The organism is Clostridium sp. AF17-21AC (genome assembly GCF_003461365.1).
Lineage (GTDB): Bacteria > Bacillota > Clostridia > Lachnospirales > Lachnospiraceae > Coprococcus > Coprococcus ammoniilyticus.
This window is the reverse complement of sequence record NZ_QTWY01000007.1, coordinates 54,513-74,833: the sequence shown is the minus strand read 5'-3', so window position 1 is coordinate 74,833 and position 20,321 is coordinate 54,513. Positions and strand designations below refer to the sequence as shown.

Annotated in this window: 25 protein-coding genes and 2 pseudogenes; all 27 read left to right on the top strand. The window is 40.6% G+C overall.

Features of this window, described 5'->3' with window-relative positions:
- Positions 1-484 precede the first annotated feature (484 nt).
- The 27 genes and pseudogenes from DWW85_RS10895 to DWW85_RS10760 all read left to right on the top strand — a co-directional run bounded on the left by DWW85_RS10895 (position 485) and on the right by DWW85_RS10760 (position 20,157).
- Entirely contained in the window at positions 485-730 is a 246-nt protein-coding gene (locus tag DWW85_RS10895; protein WP_008400180.1) for a hypothetical protein, read from the top strand.
- 18 nt (positions 731-748) lie between these two features.
- Positions 749-1,531: an AAA family ATPase gene (locus tag DWW85_RS10890; protein ID WP_008400179.1), complete on the top strand. Its 783-nt coding sequence runs from the start codon at positions 749-751 to the stop codon at positions 1,529-1,531.
- Positions 1,524-2,429: a ParB/RepB/Spo0J family partition protein gene (locus tag DWW85_RS10885; protein ID WP_117551424.1), complete on the top strand. Its 906-nt coding sequence runs from the start codon at positions 1,524-1,526 to the stop codon at positions 2,427-2,429. Before DWW85_RS10890 ends, DWW85_RS10885 begins: the two co-directional genes overlap by 8 nt.
- Positions 2,426-3,541 (top strand): DUF6017 domain-containing protein, encoded by a 1,116-nt coding sequence (locus DWW85_RS10880; RefSeq protein WP_117551426.1) that lies wholly within the window; start codon positions 2,426-2,428, stop codon positions 3,539-3,541. The genes DWW85_RS10885 and DWW85_RS10880 overlap by 4 nt, the downstream gene beginning before the upstream one ends.
- A 170-nt stretch (positions 3,542-3,711) precedes the next feature.
- The gene (locus DWW85_RS10875; RefSeq protein ID WP_004853536.1) at positions 3,712-4,005 is read left to right on the top strand and encodes a hypothetical protein; all 294 of its coding nucleotides are present in this window, start codon (positions 3,712-3,714) and stop codon (positions 4,003-4,005) included.
- Positions 4,006-4,142: 137 nt separating this feature from the next.
- The gene (locus DWW85_RS10870; protein ID WP_055223570.1) at positions 4,143-4,871 is read left to right on the top strand and encodes a MerR family transcriptional regulator; all 729 of its coding nucleotides are present in this window, start codon (positions 4,143-4,145) and stop codon (positions 4,869-4,871) included.
- Complete coding sequence (locus tag DWW85_RS10865) at positions 4,871-5,758, top strand: CPBP family intramembrane glutamic endopeptidase (RefSeq protein ID WP_117808633.1); 888 nt, start codon at positions 4,871-4,873, stop codon at positions 5,756-5,758. Before DWW85_RS10870 ends, DWW85_RS10865 begins: the two co-directional genes overlap by 1 nt.
- Before the next feature lie 160 nt (positions 5,759-5,918).
- Entirely contained in the window at positions 5,919-6,653 is a 735-nt protein-coding gene (locus DWW85_RS10860; RefSeq protein ID WP_008402212.1) for a MerR family transcriptional regulator, read from the top strand.
- A gap of 118 nt (positions 6,654-6,771) precedes the next feature.
- Positions 6,772-7,149: pseudogene (locus DWW85_RS10855) on the top strand (site-specific integrase); the annotation flags it as partial.
- A 54-nt stretch (positions 7,150-7,203) separates the two neighbouring features.
- Complete coding sequence (locus DWW85_RS10850) at positions 7,204-7,506, top strand: type II toxin-antitoxin system RelB/DinJ family antitoxin (RefSeq protein WP_173784188.1); 303 nt, start codon at positions 7,204-7,206, stop codon at positions 7,504-7,506.
- Entirely contained in the window at positions 7,506-7,826 is a 321-nt protein-coding gene (locus tag DWW85_RS10845) for a type II toxin-antitoxin system RelE/ParE family toxin (protein ID WP_008402216.1), read from the top strand. The genes DWW85_RS10850 and DWW85_RS10845 overlap by 1 nt, the downstream gene beginning before the upstream one ends.
- A 66-nt stretch (positions 7,827-7,892) precedes the next feature.
- Positions 7,893-8,477, top strand: a complete 585-nt coding sequence (locus DWW85_RS10840; protein WP_008402217.1) for a hypothetical protein — start codon at positions 7,893-7,895, stop codon at positions 8,475-8,477.
- A gap of 165 nt (positions 8,478-8,642) precedes the next feature.
- Positions 8,643-9,311, top strand: coding sequence for a hypothetical protein (locus DWW85_RS10835; RefSeq protein ID WP_117808631.1), 669 nt, complete (start codon positions 8,643-8,645; stop codon positions 9,309-9,311).
- Positions 9,312-9,581: 270 nt separating this feature from the next.
- On the top strand, positions 9,582-10,217 hold the full coding sequence (locus DWW85_RS10825; protein WP_008402222.1) for a CHC2 zinc finger domain-containing protein: 636 nt from the start codon (positions 9,582-9,584) through the stop codon (positions 10,215-10,217).
- A gap of 16 nt (positions 10,218-10,233) precedes the next feature.
- Positions 10,234-11,457 (top strand): virulence-associated E family protein, encoded by a 1,224-nt coding sequence (locus DWW85_RS10820; protein WP_008402223.1) that lies wholly within the window; start codon positions 10,234-10,236, stop codon positions 11,455-11,457.
- A 266-nt stretch (positions 11,458-11,723) separates the two neighbouring features.
- Entirely contained in the window at positions 11,724-11,888 is a 165-nt protein-coding gene (locus tag DWW85_RS10815) for a transposon-encoded TnpW family protein (RefSeq protein ID WP_004853612.1), read from the top strand.
- A 112-nt stretch (positions 11,889-12,000) separates the two neighbouring features.
- Positions 12,001-12,447, top strand: a complete 447-nt coding sequence (locus DWW85_RS10810) for a hypothetical protein (protein ID WP_226801020.1) — start codon at positions 12,001-12,003, stop codon at positions 12,445-12,447.
- Positions 12,448-12,594: 147 nt separating this feature from the next.
- Positions 12,595-13,497 (top strand): annotated as a pseudogene (locus DWW85_RS10805) (TraM recognition domain-containing protein); the annotation flags it as partial.
- Positions 13,498-13,626: 129 nt separating this feature from the next.
- Positions 13,627-13,887, top strand: a complete 261-nt coding sequence (locus DWW85_RS10800; RefSeq protein WP_008402226.1) for a Maff2 family mobile element protein — start codon at positions 13,627-13,629, stop codon at positions 13,885-13,887.
- 139 nt (positions 13,888-14,026) lie between these two features.
- Positions 14,027-14,551: an RNA polymerase sigma factor gene (locus DWW85_RS10795; RefSeq protein ID WP_117808629.1), complete on the top strand. Its 525-nt coding sequence runs from the start codon at positions 14,027-14,029 to the stop codon at positions 14,549-14,551.
- Positions 14,541-14,915: a hypothetical protein gene (locus DWW85_RS10790; protein ID WP_117808628.1), complete on the top strand. Its 375-nt coding sequence runs from the start codon at positions 14,541-14,543 to the stop codon at positions 14,913-14,915. Before DWW85_RS10795 ends, DWW85_RS10790 begins: the two co-directional genes overlap by 11 nt.
- Positions 14,912-15,802 carry a zinc ribbon domain-containing protein gene (locus DWW85_RS10785; RefSeq protein WP_117808627.1) on the top strand — a complete coding sequence of 297 codons (891 nt, stop codon included), beginning with the start codon at positions 14,912-14,914 and terminating at the stop codon, positions 15,800-15,802. Before DWW85_RS10790 ends, DWW85_RS10785 begins: the two co-directional genes overlap by 4 nt.
- 194 nt (positions 15,803-15,996) lie before the next feature.
- Positions 15,997-16,440: a sigma factor-like helix-turn-helix DNA-binding protein gene (locus DWW85_RS10780; protein WP_117808626.1), complete on the top strand. Its 444-nt coding sequence runs from the start codon at positions 15,997-15,999 to the stop codon at positions 16,438-16,440.
- Complete coding sequence (locus tag DWW85_RS10775) at positions 16,433-16,633, top strand: helix-turn-helix domain-containing protein (RefSeq protein WP_117808625.1); 201 nt, start codon at positions 16,433-16,435, stop codon at positions 16,631-16,633. Before DWW85_RS10780 ends, DWW85_RS10775 begins: the two co-directional genes overlap by 8 nt.
- Positions 16,634-16,692: 59 nt before the next feature.
- A complete protein-coding gene (locus DWW85_RS10770; protein WP_117808624.1) occupies positions 16,693-17,481 on the top strand; it encodes a TraX family protein in 789 nt (262 codons plus the stop codon).
- A 683-nt stretch (positions 17,482-18,164) separates the two neighbouring features.
- The gene (locus tag DWW85_RS10765; RefSeq protein WP_117808623.1) at positions 18,165-18,563 is read left to right on the top strand and encodes a plasmid mobilization relaxosome protein MobC; all 399 of its coding nucleotides are present in this window, start codon (positions 18,165-18,167) and stop codon (positions 18,561-18,563) included.
- Positions 18,535-20,157 (top strand): relaxase/mobilization nuclease domain-containing protein, encoded by a 1,623-nt coding sequence (locus DWW85_RS10760; protein WP_006555733.1) that lies wholly within the window; start codon positions 18,535-18,537, stop codon positions 20,155-20,157. Before DWW85_RS10765 ends, DWW85_RS10760 begins: the two co-directional genes overlap by 29 nt.
- Positions 20,158-20,321 lie beyond the last annotated feature (164 nt).

Here is a 20,321-nt window from a genome sequence, read left to right as displayed (position 1 = left end):
GAAAAGATAAGGCAACGTTACTTTGATGTGGATTGACATTGTAAATAAGAGAAGTTATAATTTCTTGTATATGAATATGCTCTTGCATATACTACTATCGCCCTACATCATTTACATCATATTTTACATCATTTGCCCGCAAAGTGACTCAAAGTAGAGCAAAAATATGAAGTAGGGGGGATAATTGGAATATGGAGAATTTAATAGTATTAACACCAGCTTGGTCGAGTATGAAAGAACCACAAAAAGGGTCCCAACAATGAAGTCGTTGAATAGCGAGAACTAGGATTTATGCGGGTTTGCAGAGATATTACAGGAGATGGTACGACACTTAGTACGACAAAATTCAAAAACAAAATACAATAATATTCCGCTTAGTGCATAGAAATTAAATATTTGCAAAATTTTAAGGACACTTTCCATTAAGAAATTTTTGGAAGGTGTCCTTTTTGTGTCATGAGATAAAACTAAGAGGAGTGATCAGATGTTAAAGATTAGACTTCAGGGAACAAAGAATGATATACGCTGGTTTGTCCGTCTGCTTCAGAGAGATAAAAGATTTGAATTGAATAATGTCTCGACTTTTTTTGACAATGTGGGGACAGATAAATACAAGCGTGTATATGCAGAAGTGTCGAGAAAGAAAACGGATTCTGATAAGAAATCCATCAATGCAAAACAGTTGAATGAACAATGCCACTATGTAGGAAGTGGCATGGTGATTCGATAGAAATGGAGGTACAACGGTATGTGTAAGGTGATAGCAATCGTGAATCAAAAAGGTGGCGTGGCAAAGACTACGACAACAGTAAACTTAGGTATAGGTTTGGTAAGAGAAGGTAAGAAAGTACTGCTTATAGATGCGGATAGTCAGGGATCCCTTTCATCAAGCCTCGGCGTGGCAGAGCCGGATGAGCTTGACGTGACACTCTCGACAATCATGGGTAAAGTGATCAATGATGAAGATTATGGAAAGCGGGAAGGGGTTATTGTACATGAGGAGGGAGTATCTTTTCTTCCATGCAATATCGAACTTTCCGGACTGGAAGTCACATTGGTAAATACCATGCGGAGAGAGTACATATTGAAAGAGTACATAACAAGTGTAAGAAATCTTTATGATTATATATTGATTGACTGCAATTCCAGTCTTGGCATGGTGACAATGAATGCCCTTACTGCGGCTGATTCAGTCATCATACCGATAGAAGCAGCGTACCTTTCCGTAAAGGGTTTACAGCAGCTTATTACCACTCTTGGCAGGACTAAGAAATATTTGAACCCTAACCTTGGAATAGAGGGAATCGTTTTTACAAAGATGGTTGGACGTACCAATTACGCAAAGGAAATCAAGTCCATGGTGGAAGAAATTTATGGCAAAAATGTCCGTGTGTTTGGTGCGGTTATCCCACATTCTGTGAGAGCGGCAGAGACTTCCGCAGAGGGTGTGAGTATATTCAAGCATGACCCAAGAGGAAAAGTTGCGGCGGCGTATAAGAAGCTCGCAAAGGAGGTGCTTGCAGATGAATAAATCCAATAGTGCTTCCAAGATAAAGATGAAATCATTTGACGATCTGTTTGGTACAAACGAAAATCTGGAACAGGCAAATGCAAATGGTGGTGAAATTCGAGAAATACCTTTAGCAAGTCTGCATACATTCAGAAATCATCCGTTTCAGATTCATGAAGATAAGCTGGAGGAAATAGTAGAGAGTGTCAGACAGTATGGCGTGCTTGTTCCAGGGATTGCGAGAATGCGACCGCAGGGTGGTTATGAAATCATTGCCGGACACACAAGAAAAGCTGCCTGTGAACTTGCCGGTCTTGATACCATGCCGATGTTCATTCGCAATCTGAATGATGAAGAAGCTACCATTGTCATGGTGGACAGTAACATTCAGAGAGAAGATATCTTTCCAAGCGAAAAGGCAAGGGCGTATAGTATGCGTTACTATGCCATGAAACATCAGGGCATTAAGGGAGATAAGGGTAGTAGCCTTGATATCATGAGTGAGGAAACCGGCGAGAACGCAAAGAAGATTCAGCGATATATCAGACTTGCAAAGCTCTCTGATGAACTGCTTGACTTTGTTGACAGGAAAAAGATTGGTTTTATTCAGGGTGTTGATCTTTCGTATCTGAACGAGGAGCAGCAGCAGTGGGTACTCGATATAATACTCGACAGGAATATATTCCCTAATATAGAGCAGTCGGCAAGACTAAAGGCATCCTGCCGGGAAAATATGCTTACACAGGAAGAAGTGAGGAACATCATGCTTCCGGAACAGGTGTTAGCAAAGCCGAGAAAGGTAACGTTCAAGGCAGACAGATTGGATGACTACTTTGATGAAGGATATACGGAAGAAAAGATTACAGAGGTTATAATAAACCTCTTAGATGAATGGAAGAAAAGAGGTGAGAGGGCATGACTAATATTGTAAATACCGGTAATGCGTCGGTGGATGCGCTGGCAGAGATGAGCATTAGTGGCAATGTTACACCGGTAAATTGGTATAAAACAATTTTGCGTGAAAATGGCAAGCCATACCTTCTCGCTATCTGTGTGTTGTCGGAAATCGTGTATTGGTATCGTCCTGTGGAAGTACGGGACGAGCATAGCGGCATGACAATTGGTTACAGAAAAAAGTTTCGAGAGGATTTGCTACAGAAAACCTACAATGATTTTGCCGAGCAGTTTGGAGAATCACGGAGAAGTGTGAAGGCAGCGTTTGACAGACTAGAGGAAATCGGTGTGATCCGTCGTGAATTCCGTAACATAGAAACAAATAGCGGAATGGTTTTAAATAATGTCATGTATATTGATCTATGCGTTGATAGACTTTACACATGTACATATCTGAACATACCAGGAGATGACGAAGATGTAGAAAACACAGGGGAAGAAATACAAAAACAGGCTGAAAACCAAGCAAATAAGTCTGTTACAAAATTTTGTACCTCCTCATACAAAACTTTGTATGACCCTCCTACAAAATTTTGTACCACCCTCTACAAAATTTCGTATGACCCTCCTGCAAAATTTTGTAACACCCTACCACAAAACGATGTACCACCTCATACAAAGTTTTGTAAGACAAATACAGAGAATACTACAGAGAATACGGAGGAGATTACCTATCCTATCATTCCATCAGGCACAGGCGTGAAAACTGATACGATGGATAGGATGGATGAAGTGCGCTCATTTATCAAAGATAATATTGATTATGACGGATTGCTTCAATGCCATCCTACAGAGAAGATGGACATAAACGAATTGGTGGAGCTGATGGTTGAGACCATAGCGGTTAAACAGCCAGTAATCCGTATCAATAAATATGATTTCCCATATGATGTTGTTCGGAGCAGATTGGAGAAGATAGATTTTCATACGATGGAGTATGTGCTGGAATGCCTGCGGAATAATACTACAAAGGTACGCAACATACGAAGCTATATGCTCACGACACTGTATAATGCTCCTGTAACATGTAGTAATTACTATAAAGCAGAAGTAAACCATGACTTCTATGGTAAGTAACGATTCATAGCTGCTGGAAACAGCAGTTGACTATATATTTTTCACCTTCCCTTCCTTTTGAGGGGCAGGAGGGCACACCTGCCTCTCGTTTTAAGGGGATTGCTGCAAGTATGATTCTTTGATATAATCAATGCTACAGTTTTACAAATCGGAATTTGGAGGGGAATAACATGAATAGATTTGGTGTAAAGCTAATTCTTTCAATCGTTTCTTTTTTGGCAGTCAATATCTGGCTTATAGGTAAGGGTGTAGCAAAGGGCGCTGCTGACTTTTTCATATCTGCAACGGTTGAGGAAACAATACTATTTATCATTTTACAGCTATTAGTTGTACTGATATATTTTATATATCCTCTTACGGTAAAAAAATATAAAATCATTTACTGGTCTGTATCTGAAGCCTTAGTCATTATTACAGTTCTCTTTTGGGGAATATTTATTGTCGGTCCGATTTGGTTAAAATAAGCAAATTTGAATTTCTCTCGCTGTCTGGTTTGATATAAAAATTTGATTATTTGAAAAAATCAAAAAATAACGTAGCGTGATATATTGCTTGTCACGCTACGTTATGTACTAATATGGACCTTGAAAGGAGGCAGGATATGTCATTATACACAACAGGAGAGCTTGCAAAGAAGTGCAACGTTTCAGTAAGAACGATTCAATACTATGATGAAAGAGGTATTTTGGTGCCAACAGATTTGACGGAAGGGGGACGAAGACTGTTCTCCGAAGAGGATGTTGCCACATTGGAAACGATTTGCTTTTTAAGAGATTTGGATATCTCTATAAAAGATATTGCTGAAATATTGGAATCCGAAGAGTCAAAAAAGGTAATCGAACTTTTGCTTGATGAGCAAGAAAAAAATATTCAGGCGGATGTCAAGAAAAAAACGAAACAATTAGAAAATATTAAAGGCATAAGAAGTTCTTTGGCTTCTTTCAAGGATGGGTCGCAAAAAACAATTCATGACATATCATCGATTATGGAGGAAAAAGAAAAGCGAAAGAAAATGTACAAAAAAATGCTGATCATAGCAATTCCGTTAGAAATTGTCGAAATTGTTACTTTTGTGATTGGTATATTAAAAGGAATCTGGTTGCCATTTTTTGTGGCCATGGCAGTGATTCCTATTTGTGTAGCAATTATGTTTGGCTATTGGTACAAGCGGGTAGAGTATCTCTGTCCGGAATGCCATACCAGATTTCAGCCAAAGAAATTAGAAGCATTCTTTGGAAATCATACGCCAAAGACACGAAAGCTAACTTGCCCTACCTGCAGGAGGAGAATCTGGAGTTTGGAAGTATATAGAAAAGAGGTGGATGCATAATGGAAACAATTAATTTGAGTAAGAAACAATTTGTGATATACATGGCAGTCGCATTTGGACTAGCTTGGATTTTAGAAATGATAGCAAGTGTTTTTAGTAATAATGGAAATCAGATAGTGTTTACTGTTATAGTGATGATTACCATGTTTATGCCGTTCCTTGGTGTACTGGTAGCCAGAATCCCGCTAAAAGGTATGGGATGGGTACCACATTTAAAAGGGAAACTTCGTTATGTATTCTTTGCCCTTTGGATGCCGGCGTTATTAAGTATCCTTGGAGGGGTCTTGTTTTTTGTGATTTTCCCGGATACATTTGACTCTGAATTTATGACGTTAAGAGGTCTTTTAGAGGAAGCGGGAGCGTTGGAACAGTTCGAGGCACAGGGTATCACGATACCAATGTATCTGCTGATTACGTCTGTTCAAGCTGTGACAATTGCACCATTTCTGAATATGTTTGTCGCATTAGGCGAAGAGGTTGGTTGGAGAGGTGCGCTGTATCCATATTTGAAGAAGAAGCTGGGTGTTACTAAGGGTCGAATTGTAGGTGGTACTATTTGGGGGGCTTGGCATTGGCCGATTATGATTTTGGCTGGATATGAGTATGGTAAAGAATATATTGGCGCACCGGTACTTGGTCCGATTGTGTTCTGTGTCGCTACTATTATGATGGGGATATTATTTGATTATGTATATGAAAAGACAGAGACCATCTGGTTGCCATCTCTTATGCATGGTGCTACCAATGCATTTACTATTTTTGCATATCTGGTAAAACCTGATTATTCCAATATGGCAATACTGGGACCGGCATATATCGGTATTATCAGTATGATTCCGATGATTGTTATGGCGGTCATTATTTGTGTAAAGAAGAAGAGGGATTGAGTATTAAATGGATATTCAATCGCACTAACAAATTTCAGTTTGTAGAATCAAGAAAATCGGAATTTATCAAGCTGTTAATTTTGAAAATTTCTTTGAAAATCTATTGACTCCTACGCAACGTAATAGTTTACGATATGTTTATCGAGAGGAGGAAATGACAATGATGACAGTGAATGAGGTAAGTAAATTAACAGGAATGAGTATACGCACTCTGCAGTATTATGATACCATTGGTCTCTTAAAACCTATTGAATATACAGAGTCAGGTTATAGGCTGTATGACGATACATCCTTGGAAAGGCTGCAACAAATTTTACTGTTTAAAGAATTGGAATTTCCGCTTAAGGAGATTAAAAAGATAATTGATGCCCCTAACTTTGACAGGAATAAAGCATTAGAGCAGCAGATTGAATTGCTTACTATGAAAAAAGAGCATCTTGAAAATCTTATTAGTTTCGCTCGAGGAATAAAAGGAATAGGAGTGAAATATATGGATTTTAAAGTATTTGATACAACAAAGATTGATGAGTATTCTAAACGAGCAAAAGAACAATGGGGACAAACCTCTGAGTATAAGGAGTTTGAAGAGAAAACAAAGAACTGGACGAAAGATGATGAAGCTACTGTTGCAAATGAGTTTATGCAATTATTTGTTGAATTCGGACAAATGAAAGAAATGGACCCAGAAGATGAACAGGTGCAGTTGCAGGTAAGGAAACTTCAGGATTACATTACAGATCATTTTTATACATGTTCTGATAAGATTTTATGCGGTCTTGGAAGAATGTATGCCGGTGGAGGAGAACTTACGGAAAATATTGATGATGTTGGAGGAGTTGGCACAGCAGAGTTTGCAAGTAAAGCTATTGATATATTTTATATGAGCGGAAGGTAAATTCCAGTAATACGCTCTGTTGATACGCTGATTTTTCTACGATATACTCCTTCAAAAAGGAGTGTGCTCTTATGGGTAGAGAAATTTATGACATCATCAATGACATGGCGGAAGTATTAAATGCATCGCAGATGGCAAAGGAGACAAAGAGAGGAAAGCATATTTTGATGCTAAGACCAAAATTCATTTGTTGAATTATATTGAATCAAGGACAGATAATAATATAGCGTTATTTGTGTCGTTAAACAAACCATACAGTAGACTTACTGAAAGCGGTGTGGAGTTACGATTACGAGAAATGGGGAAGAAGTTAGGTGTAGAAAAGGTACACCCACATAAGTTCAGAAGGACTATGGCCACCAGAGCAATTGAGAAAGGTATGCCGATTGAACAGGTACAGAAAATTCTGGGACATGAGCAAATAGATACAACGCTCAGATATGCAATGGTTAATCAAAACAATGTGAAGCTATCGCATCGAAAATATATTTCATAGATTGATTTGTAACGCAAAAGACGTTACAATAAAAGAAAGATGGAGGTGTATTCTATGGGAAAAACAGCAACATTAAATATAAGAGTAAATCCAGATGTAAAAGAAAATGCAGAAAGTGTATTGGCACAATTAGGGATACCAATGGCTACTGCTATAGATATGTATTTAAAACAAATATCATTAGTAGGAGGAATTCCTTTTTCTGTTGTATTACCAAAAGCGGCTAATTCAGTGAATGCAGATATGATGTCTGTTACACAGATTCATCAAAAGTTAGAAAAAGGATATGCCGATATAGAGAAAGGAAATGTTGAGGATGCAACTAGTGCGTTTGTGGCATTTAGAGAGAGGCATTAATGAAGCACTATAAGGTAGAGATTACAAAAGAAGCTTTGCAGGATATGGAAGATATATACAATTATATTGCTATAGATTTGCTTGCTCCGGATAATGCAATGGGACAATATAATCGCATTGCTGATGAAATACTTACATTAGACACTTTCCCGGAACGATTTAGGATTATGGATTCTGAGCCGGAAAAGAGAATGGAGTTGCGTAGAATGCTCGTCGATAATTATTCAGTATTTTACACAATCCGTGACGAAAGGGTAATTGTAACGGATGTGTTATACACGGCATCTGATATAGAAGCACGTTTGAGAGGCGAGCTATAAAAGCACGCGTTTATTTGAATTTGTCGACTTGTTAATTTCCAATTTTTAGTGATAGGGAGATACACAATGAATGGTTTGATTATAAAGGTACTCAGCATAAGTATTGCGGTAGTAACCGTAGTATACTTGATTATTTATAAAGGAAATACCATGATTACAAAGATATTTAGCGTGTGTATTATAGCAGCAATGGTAATATACTGGATTGTTTATGAAAGAAATACAAGAAAGCGAAAAAAACAGGAATTACAGCGTGATGACTATTTATTTGCGAAAGAAAACGATTTGCCGTTACAGATAAATTGGAATGAGATAAATGACTTTTTGTCAGATTCCGGATATGGTGTAAATATGCCAATGGAGAATTGGTTTATGATGGATTGGGCGATACAGCCCTGTGTGGAGAATGGTATAAAAGAAGGAAAGTTTTCTATGAAAGGATTTCGAGTGTTACAAGCTTTAAGTAACGATATGAAACACATTTTTTATGATGTGAGGTTTAATTATGACCGTGGTCCGGATATAGAAGATAAAAATAGGAAGTACGAAGCCGTAAAAAAGGTGTTGGATACAAAATACGCCGGTTTGTCAGAAGAAGTACGGAAAAATATATATGACCAATTTGTTAAGATATATGAAAGAAAAATCTAATTACAATACAAAGGAGGAAGCCGTTGGTTTTTTAATGAATGAAACTAATCTTACATATGAAGAATGTTCTAAAGCCAACGATTTCCATATTAGACTAAATAAGAAAAATTAATATACAATTCCAGTTTATAGAGTTAAAAAATATAAGTTAAGGAGGCATGTATTATGAAAAAAGTAATCTATCTGCTTGTATTATGTATGGTGCTGGGAATGGCTGGATGTGGAACGAATCAAGAAAATAAAGAACCTGTGTCTGGAAATGTGTCCGTAGAAACAGAAAATAAAGAAAATGATGATGTAGTACAAAATGAGCAAATAGCAGATACTGGCTCATATCCTCCATGTGTTATGGTTGATGGTGTTATATATAAAGACACAGGATATGTAGCGTCAATGCCTGGTTGTGGAACAATGGATGGAGAAATTGTGTCAACAGTGGCAGGGACAGAGTTACCATCTGAAAATAATCAATCAAATTTCGGAAGCGGATATCATTATCAAAGGAGTTCTGAAGGTCAGCTCATAGTAGTCATTGATGACGAACGAATCATATTTAGAGATATTGAAAAAGATGATACGTCTATTCCAATAGAGGTTATCAATTTTAATGCAAAAGTAAAAAAAATTACCGATGATGGAGAACTTCTTGTAACGCATGTGAGTACAGCTGAAGGCTTTTGTCAGATGAATGATGGAGAGTATTATGTATCGGCAGAAAATTTAGCGGAAGATGTTCAGGTGGGAGATATCGTTACAATATGGTTTAATGGAATGATTCAAGAAACATACCCTGCTCAATTGGGGGTAGTTTATAGAATCATTAAAACACAATAATTAGTCAAATTCCAGTTTGTAGGGAACAACAGATAAGACAATTTTATAATAAAACAGCGTCAGAGCATTTATGTGTAAAAAGCATGAATGCTCTTTTTTGTGCATTTATGGATAAAGAACAGGAAAGCAGCTTTTGGACAAGTTGTCCAGAAGTTCAAATAAAAATGAAGGAGGACACCTGATGTATAGCAAAAATGGTATTCCGTGGGTAAGACCACCCACACATGACAGAAAGCACAAAAAAGCAAGGGGAGAGGAATTGGGATAAGCATGAATGTATTTGCAGTAGTGAAAGAAAATGTCACTGCAAGGCAGGTGGCTATGCAGTATGGCATCAAAATCAACCGGAGTGGGCTGGCTTGTTGTCCGTTTCATAAAGACAAGACTCCCAGCATGAAGATTGATAAGAGATACTATTGTTTCGGCTGTGGAGATACCGGAGATGCGATAGATTTTGTGGCAAAATATTTCGGGCTTGCACCAAAGGAAGCTGCAATGAAGATTGCATCTGACTTTGGACTGAATTATGACGCAACCAACCGGGCACCACCGAAAAAGATGGCACCAAAGAAAACACCGGAGCAGATACTGGATGAAGAGCAGAAGCAGTGTTTTTGTGTTCTGTCAGACTATTATCATCTGTTAAGGAAATGGAAAACAGAATATGCACTGAAGAGCATGGATGAGGAATGGCATCCCTGCTTTGTAGAAGCTCTGCAGAATATCAGTAAAGTGGAATATCAGCTTGATACTCTCCTTGAAAAGGATATCCCTGACAGAGCTTCTGTTGTTTCTGACATTGGAAAGGGGGTGAAGTCGATTGCAGGAAGAATTGAAGAGTATCGGAGAAGTCAGGGCGATGCTGGAGAGCACAGAAAAGGGAGAAGTCAGGAAAACAGTCGGTAACTATCGTCTGATTTTGATGAATGACCCTAATCTGCAGGGTGCATTCCGTCTGAACATGTTTACGGATAAAATCGACATTACAAGGGATTTGGGATGGTATCGTGAAAGCGACAGCCTGACGGATGTTGATTTGAAATTCCTTGTTGTCTACCTTGAAAAGCATTATGGATTATCCAACGAAAAGCGGATTGAGGATGTGATAAAGGTCGTGGCAAATGAAAACAGATACCATCCGGTTCTTGACCGCATCAATTCCATAACATGGGATGGCAGGGAGAGGATACGCTATGCACTGCATCATTTCTTAGGGGCAGAGGTCAGTGAGTACACCTATGAGGTAATGAAGCTTTTTATGATAGGGACGATAGCAAGAATTTCATGCCCGGGCATCAAGTTTGAAGTAATGCTCTGCCTGGTAGGTGGTCAGGGAGCCGGTAAATCCACTTTTCTGCGTTTCCTTGCCATGGAAGATGACTGGTTTACGGATGACTTGAAGAAAATGGATGATGATAATGTATACCGAAAAATACAGGGGCATCTGATTATAGAGTTCCCTGAAATGGTGGCAATTCTCAATGCCAAGAATGTGGAAGATACCAAGTCCTTTATGAGCAGACAGAAAGACACTTACAAGACCCCATACGACAGGCATCCCAAAGACCACAAGAGGCAGTGCGTGTTTGCCGGTTCATCAAATTCGCTGGATTTCCTGCCTATGGACAGGTCGGGAAACCGAAGATTTCTGCCTATTCTTTGCAATATGGAAGAGGCGGAAACTCATATACTCGATGATGAAAAGACATCAAGGGAATATATCGACCAGATGTGGGCAGAGGCTATGGAAATCTACAGGAGTGGCAAATGCCAGCTGAGGCTTCCGAAAGAGATGGAAAAAGAGCTTTGTGAGTATCAGAAGCAGTTTATGCAGGAAGATACCAAGAAAGAGCTGATTCTTGACTATTTGGAGCATTACGAGGGAAGCATGGTATGTTCAAGGCAGTTATATTCTGAGGCATTGGGAAATGACGGAAATCCGGCACAATGGGAAATTCGTGAGATTAATGACATTATGAATAACTGCAGTGATTGGATTGCCTTTAGTAATCCAAGACATTTTCCTGAACCATACCGCAGGCAGAAAGGATGGGAGAAGCCTGACAACAGAGGTCAGGATTTTCAACCGATAACCAAGGAGCAGATGGAGCAGTTATCATTGCCACCGGAGTGGATGGAGAGATAAATGCCTGATAGGTTGTCGGCTGGTTGTCTATCCCGTTGCCAACCCCGTTGTCGGTTCTATGTTCTATAAAACCTTATATTTACTATGTTTTTAAGGGATATATATAGTTCTGACAACGAAAGCAACGGAATATTTGAGAAAAAGTAAATTTAGGAAAAGTAACTATAAATAAAAGGAATTGAGAGTTTTTAGAGGTCGGTTGTCAGCTTCCGGTTGTCAGCTGAAAGAGGCTCTTCCTTACCAGGCAGACATAAAGGAGAACACAAATGGAGAATAGAAAATCACACACACCGGTAGCACTCAGAAAGCAGATAGGTGGCACAATGTATGTTGTGAGAGTGCATTTCAATGAGGATGCCGAAGAAAGCATGAAGGACAAGATAAAGAGGCTGATTGAGAATGATGTTAGGGCAAATCAGCATACGGCATAGGTAGAAAAGCATATGGAAAACTTGCATATATTGTGGTATAATTAGTATGTTCAATAAGAGCGAAAAATAAGAATATTCTTAACAGATGAATTTATGGAAGGGGGAATTTATCATGAGGAAGAATGTAAAAATCATTGTTGGTGTCGTTGTGCTTATTCTTGTACTCGTTGTTGGTTCTTTTGTAGGACTCATAATTAACCGTACCAACGACCATAAATTTGGGAGATATGTATCAACGGAAGGTCCTTGGGGAATGACTGCCACCTGGGTATCGGAGGACAGTGCCAGTTATCTTGTCTGCAAGAAGGAAAACGATGAACCGTTTGCCAATGTTACAGCCTATTTTCAGGGTGTGGACGGTTGGCAGGCCTATGAGTTGAATAGCATCGATAGAATTGTTTATCTGGACATTGTAAAAGATGGCGTTGTTGTTGACGGCACCAGCGGCTATATGAAATTTGATGGAACTACATTTACTATTACAGATCTGGACAAAGATACCTTTGGTGCAGATGAATTTCATTATGTCATTACCGATAAGGAGTTCAGTCCCGAATAAAGTGTCAAACCTATTCCAGTTTGGGCATGAGGTTGCCGAAAATCAAAAGTGAATAAAAATGACTTTATAGCCATTGTGGAGAAATCTACAGTGGCTTTTTTCATGCAATGAAATGTATGGGTACTAAAAAGTCTTTGACATTTTGTTTCAGGTAAGACAGCCAAGAGTATTCTGGTTTCCTGTGGTGCGAGACTTGCACCATTTGACATCAAGGAAGTCAGGGAGATAACAGCATATGATGAACTCGACTTAGGGGACATCGGTAGAAGAAAGACAGCATTGTTTGTCATTATTTCGGATACAGATGATTCCCTTAATTTTTTGGTATCAATCATGTACACACAGCTTTTCAATCTGCTCTGTACGATTGCAGACGATGAATACCATGGAAAGCTCCCGGTACATGTTAGGTGTATCTTAGACGAGTTCACAAACATCGGACAGATTCCGAAGTTTGACAAGCTGATTGCAACCATACGAAGCAGAGAGATATCGGCTTCCATTATCCTACAGTCTAAGGCACAGTTAAAGTCAATTTATAAGGATAACGCAGAGACGATCGAGGGTAACTGCGATACATTTCTGTTTTTAGGTGGCAAGGAAAAGTCAACATTAAAAGATCTGTCGGAAGTGCTGGGTAAGGAAACTATTGACACATACAACACATCTGATACCAGAGGAACATCTCAGTCCTATGGTCTGAACTATCAGAAACTTGGACGAGAGCTTATGAGCCAAGACCGCCTGGCTCTTATGGATGGCGGCAAATGTATATTGCAGGTGCGTGGAGTAAGACCGTTCTTTTCAGATAAGGTTGATATAACCGCACACGAGATGTACAAAGAGCTTTCGGATTTTGACAAGAAAAATCAATTTGATATTGAGAAATATGTTTCCGAATATGGCAGACCGAAGTTTTCCAAGAAGGATAAGTTCATAGAACTTGACCTTACCGGAGTGAAGTATCCGGATGATCTGGTGAACTTTGCCATAGAGGAAGCCGGGATGATGAAGAAAGCAGAGCAAAACGAAGCAGCGGCTTTACAGTAAAAAGAATAAATGAGGGGAGAATCCTTCATGTGTGTATTTGCCGCTGCTCCTGATCTATCACCACAATAGACCGCTCTTATTATATCACGGAGGGTCGAAAAATAAGAGATTAAAAGGAGATTATTTATTATGAATTTACTTATGAATTATGCCATGACTGCCATGTCAGGCTCTAACTTACTTTCAAGTGTTGCGTCATTTTTTGCTTCACACAAGCTGCTTGCAAACCTGCTTATCCTGCTTGACTATACATCGTTCCTTACAAGCGGTGTATCAGCACTCAAGGTCGTTATCATTGCAGTAGGCGGTGGTCTTGCAGTTCTTGGCGTTGTAAATCTGCTTGAAGGTTATGGTAATGATAACCCGGGTGCAAATGCTCATGTGCGGTAAAGTAACACTAAACATAACAGATAGCACCTTGCTATTCCGTAAGAGATTATCAAGAAAAATATGATATAATTTTTGAAAAAAATGAACCGTAGGAAATACCATGACGGATATAGAGTGAAAAGATACAGGAGGTGAGAACTTGAAAGCGTGGGAATTGGAAAAGTGTATAGATGAATTTGGCACAGAAATTTATCGTTTTTGCATGAAGCTATGTATGGACAAGGAAAATGCGGAAGATTTGTACCAGCAGACGTTTCTGAAAGCATTGGAAAGCGATATGGAACTTGACTGGGAGCAAAACCCAAAAGCATTATTTTTCTCGTTTGCCTATAATCTCTGGAAAAGTGAGCAGCGAAAAAATGCCCGTCGCTCTACTCTTGTCCCTTGTGCCAACTTTGATGAAGCAAATGAAAACGAATTGCATTCAGAGGAAAATATCGAAGAAAACATATTCAGGCAGGAATTGATTGTTGAAATAAACAAAATAATTGAAAACTTACCCGAAAAATTCCGAGTCCCCTTAATACTCTATTACTTATTTGAGCAGCCGATTGGCGAAATAGCCAAAGAGATAAAAAAACCACCGGGCACAGTAAAAAGCAGATTATTTAAGGGAAGAAGCTTGATTAAAAAAAGATTGGAGGAATTAGGATATGGAAAATAAAAATTTTGAAAATGATTTGAATGAACTAATCCGTACATCAATGGAAATAGAGGATAAGCCTTCTTTTGAATTAAATTCCCGCTTAAAAGCTGAGATTTATCAAAAAGAAGCCGTTATGGCGAGAAAGCAAACTCATTCCATTTCCCTTTGGTTTGTTCCTATGATTTTGAATTTCATATCATTTACATTATTTGCGATATTTGCCCTTTTAGTTATCTCAAGCCCATATATCGCCAAACTGATTGCAGGTATTTGTTTGTATATGGGTACAGTAGGTATTCTGATAACATTGTTGGGGGTAAAAAGAGCGAATTTGAAAGAGAATATTACTGTTCATATTCAGAAAAGAGGTGCTTTAGTATGAATAAAAACATTGGAAAAATACTTGTTTATATAGGGATTCCTATTGTGCTGTTGATGATTGCCTTACGCTTTGTGTTGTACTATTTCAAAAGTGATGGTTTTAATGGAATGTCTTTGATGTTTCCGTTACTAATTATGGGTGTTTTTATATTTGCCTTGTTTATGTCCGGTTTCTTTGCAGCATGGGTATATCAGGATTGCAGGAAAAGAAATGATGACGGTATTCTTTGGGCAATCATTACTTTTTTCACTACTCCGTTTATTGGGTTGCTTGTTTATTTTTTGCGGCGTTCAGAAGTAAAGCAAAGTTGCGTTGCTTGTGGACATTTAGTTTCTTTGAAAGCGAAATATTGTGAAGAATGTGGTTCAAAGATAGAACATAAGGAGGAAATAAACGATATGGAAATGAAGCGAACACATCATATAGGTTACATCATTATGGGAACAGTCAGCATGATACTTATGATTACCTGTCTTACCGGTTTTATCGTTAGTGCTGCTTCCGGAAAAGGAATCAATTCTGATATTACTTCTAATGACAAAGTATGGAATATCGGGGGTATCAGTATGAATTATGAAGTCGTGAAAGACGGTGTATGGACATTAGATTTTAAGAGTGCCAGTGACGGATTTATTGCGCAAGAGGACATGATTATCAACAATGCTGAAACGGATATTTTATATGCAGACATTTCCTGCGGTACTGTTCCGAGTAATGCAAGTATCACATTATATTTGGTGCAGGGTGATATAGTAAAATCCGTTGATGTTACAAATCTTTCCGAAACATTAGAGTATTCGTTAGATGAATTTGAAAATGGTAAAATTCATGTTCGTTTACTGATTGAGGGGGTTGAGGATACAATTTCTAAAATTTATATCAAATAGCAAGGTAATGCTCATGTACGGTAAAGTAACATATAAGAATACTATATAGCAAAACCAGCCGAGCCAGTCAACGGCAAGTAAATGGGCTTCGCCCACCGTTGACAGCCCCGTCTGTCCTTGCTGGTGGGTAATCAAGGGGCGACAGCAAAAAGTGCTGCCGCCCTTTCCCATAATCGAAGAAAGGGGGATTTTCCATGACTGAATATGAAACCTATCAAGAACATATCCGCCACGCCCATAATGCGTATTGCCGGATTGTCATTCGCCATGCGTCCTTTAGTGCTGCCCGTATGCTGGCGACGAGGTGGAAGCGGGAACTCTCCTTTGAATACTTGACCGAAGAAAAATTTGTCCCGTTCAGTACCACAGACGAATATTTTTCAGTGCCGGATTATGGAGAACCCTACTTGTTTTCTGTCCGGGGGCAGACGGTATTACTGGATAACTGCACCCTTGCTACGGCTTTTGCCCGATTGCCGAAACAGACGCAGGAGGAAATCTTTTTGTATTATTTCCAGCACATGACGCAGAAAAAAATCGGGGAGCAAAGCGGCAGGGCACGCAGTACAATCGGACGGCATATCCAGCTTGCCTTGAAGCAACTGAAAGAGGAAATGGAGGTGTTGTCCCATGAGTAACCGACTTCTCCCCTATGACACGATTGTAAAGGCACATGAGGGCGACCCCATAGCGATACAAGCTGTCCTTGACCGTTACGCTGGATATATCCGCTACTTCTCCAAAATGAACGGCTATTATAACTCTGATATGGAGGACTACATCAGAACAAAGCTGATTGAAAGCCTGTTCAAGTTCCGGCTTGACCGTTGAGTTTGGATTGATGATATGATAAAATCATTTTAACAAATAAGAATTTTCGAGGGAGAAAAATGGAACAAATACAATCAAATTTTAATGGGCAATTACTAAGTAGAGATAAAATAAAAATAATTGCATTACTGTCAATGTTATTGGATCATATAGGTGCATTTATAATTTATCCAATGTATGTAAACGCATGTATAGTGAATGGCGTTGAAATGATGGGTGAGTTAGTCCCGAATAAGGCAAGAATAATATATCTAATTTATATGGTCTGCCGCATTATTGGGCGACTGGCTTTTCCGATTTTTTCATTTATGATTGTAGAAGGATTTCTCCATACACATAATTTGAGGAAATATCTATGTAGATTATTTCTATTTGCAATTATATCTGAAATCCCGTATGACCTTGCGAATACAGGAACTGTACTTGAAATTTCTAAGCAAAATGTGTTGTGGACATTTATTATTGCTATTATTATGATGTGGACTTTAGAAAGAATACGCACAAAAATTGAAAGCAATGTAAAATATATTCTTTTAACAATTATCGTGATAAGCATTTCTGCTCTATTTGCAATATTTTCAGATGGAGGAATAGGAGGAATATTGCTTATTGCATCTATGTATCTATTTCATAAAAAGAAAACTTGCTATTGGATAGGGTGTGTTTTATCTTTATGCGTTATGTCATTACAATTTATGTGGATACAACTATTTGCAGCAGTCGCACTTATTTTGCTTAAAGTATATAACGGAAAGAAAGGAAAAGATTATAAATATCTTTTTTACGTTTTTTATCCAGCCCATTTGTTAATATTATGGTTTGTTTCTTACAAAGGTTTCATTGGTTGATGGTGTTTCGGCAGAATGCTCATGTACGGTAAAACAACACACATTGAGTTGCATAACAATCCCTGATTTTTGCTAAATAGCAAACCCAGCCGAGCCAGTCAACGGCAAGTGAATGGGCTTCGCCCACCGTTGACAGCCCCGTCTGGCTTTGCTGATAAGCAGCCAAGAGGACGATAGCCCAAAGTGCTACCGCCCTCTTTTATTATTTACAACTGAATAACCGCCGCCCCACAGCGGCACATGAAGCAGTAAGTCTGAAACCGATTTACTGCTTTTTTGCACCCATTTTTGGCAAATTTCAAAATGTTCCGTAGTAAGGAGTGAAGCCCGAAAAAGGCTGCTGATTTTTTCATACAGCGGGCAAAACGCAGACAGCCCAACGCTCTATTTGCGAAAGAAAAAGTTGGTTATGATTTCCCGAAAAAGTGGCAGTAGCAAGTGAGCGGCAGTCCGGCAGTTTCTTAGAGCAAGATTCTACCGCAGTACCAAAATTCGCTTTTCGCTCATTTTGCCCCTGCGGGAATCTTGTTGGGGAGTGCCTTCCCCAAACCCTGCTTATGCGGCTTGCGCCGCTTAAAAATCCCTCAAAATATTTTTTCGGATTTTTCAAAAACAGTTCCGCTTCACACCCCGTTTTTCTCCTATTAGTGAGAGGACACCACGCACAGAAAGGAGGTTTTACCATGCGAAAACGATACAACACGCCGCACCGCAGCCGGGTAGTCAAGACACGCATGACCGAGGAAGAATACGTCGAGTTTGCGGAAAGGCTTTCTGCCTGCAACATGAGCCAAGCCGAGTTTATCCGGCAAGCCATAACCGGGGCAGCCATACGCCCCATCATAACCGTTTCCCCCGTCAACGACGAGCTGCTTGCCGCTGTCGGGAAGCTGACCGCCGAATACGGCAGGATCGGCGGCAACTTAAACCAGATAGCCCGGACGCTGAACGAGTGGCACAGCCCCTACCCGCAGCTTGCCGGGGAGGTACGGGCGGCGGTTTCCGACCTTGCTGCCCTAAAGTTTGAAGTCTTGCAGAAAGTAGGTGACGCTGTTGGCAACATTCAAACATATCAGCTCTAAAAATGCGGACTATGGCGCAGCGGAAGCCTACCTCACATTTGAGCATGACGAGTTTACCATGAAGCCCACCCTTGATGAAAACGGGCGGCTGATACCGAGGGAGGATTACCGCATTTCTTCCCTTAACTGCGGGGGCGAGGATTTCGCCGTTGCCTGTATGCGAGCCAATCTCCGCCATGAGAAAAATCAAAAACGGGAAGATGTGAAAAGCCACCACTATATCATCAGCTTTGACCCACGGGACGGAACAGACAACGGCTTGACCACAGACCGGGCGCAGGAACTGGGGGAACAGTTCTGCAAGGCACATTTCCCCGGACACCAAGCCCTAATCTGCACCCACCCGGACGGGCATAACCACAGCGGGAATATCCATGTGCATATCGTCATCAACTCCCTGCGGATTTACGAAGTCCCGCTTCTGCCCTACATGGACAGACCAGCCGACACAAGGGAGGGCTGCAAGCACCGCTGTACCAATGCCGCTATGGAATATTTCAAGAGTGAAGTCATGGAGATGTGCCACCGGGAGGGGCTTTACCAAATCGACCTCTTGAACGGCAGCAAGGAACGGATAACGGAACGGGAATACTGGGCGGCAAAGAAAGGACAGCTTGCCCTTGATAAAGAGAACGCCGCCAGAGAAGCCGCCGGACAGCCGACCAAGCCCACCAAGTTTGAAACGGACAAGGCGAAGCTGCGCCGGACGATACGGCAGGCACTTTCCCAAGCTACCAGCTTTGACGAGTTTTCTTTCCTCTTGCTGCGGGAGGGCGTGACCGTCAAGGAGAGCCGGGGGCGTCTTTCCTACCTCACGCCAGACAGGACAAAGCCTATCACAGCCCGGAAGCTGGGGGACGATTTTGACAAGGCTGCTGTCCTTGCCCTGCTCACGCAGAACGCCCACAGAGCCGCCGAACAGACCACAGCCATACCCGAATACCCCCACACCCAAAAGGGACGCTTGCGGGAGGAAAAAGCCAAAAAAACCACCCCGGCAGACAACACCTTGCAGCGCATGGTTGACCGGGAAGCCAAGCGAGCCGAGGGCAAGGGCGTGGGCTATGACCATTGGGCGGCAAAGCACAACCTAAAGCAAATGGCAGCTACCGTTACCGCCTATCAGCAGTATGGCTTTTCTTCCCCGGAGGAACTGGACGAAGCCTGTTCTGCCGCTTATGCCGCCATGCAGGAAAGCCTTACAGAGCTGAAGCAGGTGGAAAAGACGCTGAACGGGAAAAAGGAGCTGCAACGGCAGGTACTTGCCTATTCCAAGACCCGCCCTGTCCGGGACGGGCTGAAACAGCAGAAAAACGCCAAAGCAAAAGCAGCCTACCGACAGAAGCACGAAAGTGACTTTATCATAGCAGACGCAGCCGCCCGTTATTTCAGGGAGAACGGCATTTCCAAGCTGCCGAGCTATAAATCCCTGCAAGCAGAGATTGAAAGCCTTATCAAAGAGAAAAACAGCGGCTACAACGATTACCGGGCAAAACGGGAGGAATACCGCCGCTTACAGACCGTCAAGGGCAATATCGACCAGATTTTACGCCGGGAGCGCAAGCCTGTGAAAAGGCAGGAACAGGAGCGTTAAAAACCGCCCCGAAATGATACCGGAACCAAACAAAAACAGGGATATGCCCTTACCCCTATCCGCAATACTCCCCGACCTCAAAACAGGGCGTACAGGGCAAAAAATCCCCGAAAATGATACCGAGATGATACAGAATTACCGCCGATACCGCCACACCAGCGGAA

What these genes read in the sequence shown, in the direction of transcription:
- DWW85_RS10895 (WP_008400180.1), top strand. Translation starts at nt 485, where the DNA reads ATGTTAAAGATTAGACTTCAGGGAACAAAGAATGATATACGCTGGTTT.
- DWW85_RS10890 (WP_008400179.1), top strand. Translation starts at nt 749, where the DNA reads ATGTGTAAGGTGATAGCAATCGTGAATCAAAAAGGTGGCGTGGCAAAG.
- DWW85_RS10885 (WP_117551424.1), top strand. Translation starts at nt 1,524, where the DNA reads ATGAATAAATCCAATAGTGCTTCCAAGATAAAGATGAAATCATTTGAC.
- DWW85_RS10880 (WP_117551426.1), top strand. Translation starts at nt 2,426, where the DNA reads ATGACTAATATTGTAAATACCGGTAATGCGTCGGTGGATGCGCTGGCA.
- DWW85_RS10875 (WP_004853536.1), top strand. Translation starts at nt 3,712, where the DNA reads ATGAATAGATTTGGTGTAAAGCTAATTCTTTCAATCGTTTCTTTTTTG.
- DWW85_RS10870 (WP_055223570.1), top strand. Translation starts at nt 4,143, where the DNA reads ATGTCATTATACACAACAGGAGAGCTTGCAAAGAAGTGCAACGTTTCA.
- DWW85_RS10865 (WP_117808633.1), top strand. Translation starts at nt 4,871, where the DNA reads ATGGAAACAATTAATTTGAGTAAGAAACAATTTGTGATATACATGGCA.
- DWW85_RS10860 (WP_008402212.1), top strand. Translation starts at nt 5,919, where the DNA reads ATGATGACAGTGAATGAGGTAAGTAAATTAACAGGAATGAGTATACGC.
- DWW85_RS10850 (WP_173784188.1), top strand. Translation starts at nt 7,204, where the DNA reads ATGGGAAAAACAGCAACATTAAATATAAGAGTAAATCCAGATGTAAAA.
- DWW85_RS10845 (WP_008402216.1), top strand. Translation starts at nt 7,506, where the DNA reads ATGAAGCACTATAAGGTAGAGATTACAAAAGAAGCTTTGCAGGATATG.
- DWW85_RS10840 (WP_008402217.1), top strand. Translation starts at nt 7,893, where the DNA reads ATGAATGGTTTGATTATAAAGGTACTCAGCATAAGTATTGCGGTAGTA.
- DWW85_RS10835 (WP_117808631.1), top strand. Translation starts at nt 8,643, where the DNA reads ATGAAAAAAGTAATCTATCTGCTTGTATTATGTATGGTGCTGGGAATG.
- DWW85_RS10825 (WP_008402222.1), top strand. Translation starts at nt 9,582, where the DNA reads ATGAATGTATTTGCAGTAGTGAAAGAAAATGTCACTGCAAGGCAGGTG.
- DWW85_RS10820 (WP_008402223.1), top strand. Translation starts at nt 10,234, where the DNA reads ATGAATGACCCTAATCTGCAGGGTGCATTCCGTCTGAACATGTTTACG.
- DWW85_RS10815 (WP_004853612.1), top strand. Translation starts at nt 11,724, where the DNA reads ATGGAGAATAGAAAATCACACACACCGGTAGCACTCAGAAAGCAGATA.
- DWW85_RS10810 (WP_226801020.1), top strand. Translation starts at nt 12,001, where the DNA reads ATGAGGAAGAATGTAAAAATCATTGTTGGTGTCGTTGTGCTTATTCTT.
- DWW85_RS10800 (WP_008402226.1), top strand. Translation starts at nt 13,627, where the DNA reads ATGAATTTACTTATGAATTATGCCATGACTGCCATGTCAGGCTCTAAC.
- DWW85_RS10790 (WP_117808628.1), top strand. Translation starts at nt 14,541, where the DNA reads ATGGAAAATAAAAATTTTGAAAATGATTTGAATGAACTAATCCGTACA.
- DWW85_RS10785 (WP_117808627.1), top strand. Translation starts at nt 14,912, where the DNA reads ATGAATAAAAACATTGGAAAAATACTTGTTTATATAGGGATTCCTATT.
- DWW85_RS10780 (WP_117808626.1), top strand. Translation starts at nt 15,997, where the DNA reads ATGACTGAATATGAAACCTATCAAGAACATATCCGCCACGCCCATAAT.
- DWW85_RS10775 (WP_117808625.1), top strand. Translation starts at nt 16,433, where the DNA reads ATGAGTAACCGACTTCTCCCCTATGACACGATTGTAAAGGCACATGAG.
- DWW85_RS10770 (WP_117808624.1), top strand. Translation starts at nt 16,693, where the DNA reads ATGGAACAAATACAATCAAATTTTAATGGGCAATTACTAAGTAGAGAT.
- DWW85_RS10765 (WP_117808623.1), top strand. Translation starts at nt 18,165, where the DNA reads ATGCGAAAACGATACAACACGCCGCACCGCAGCCGGGTAGTCAAGACA.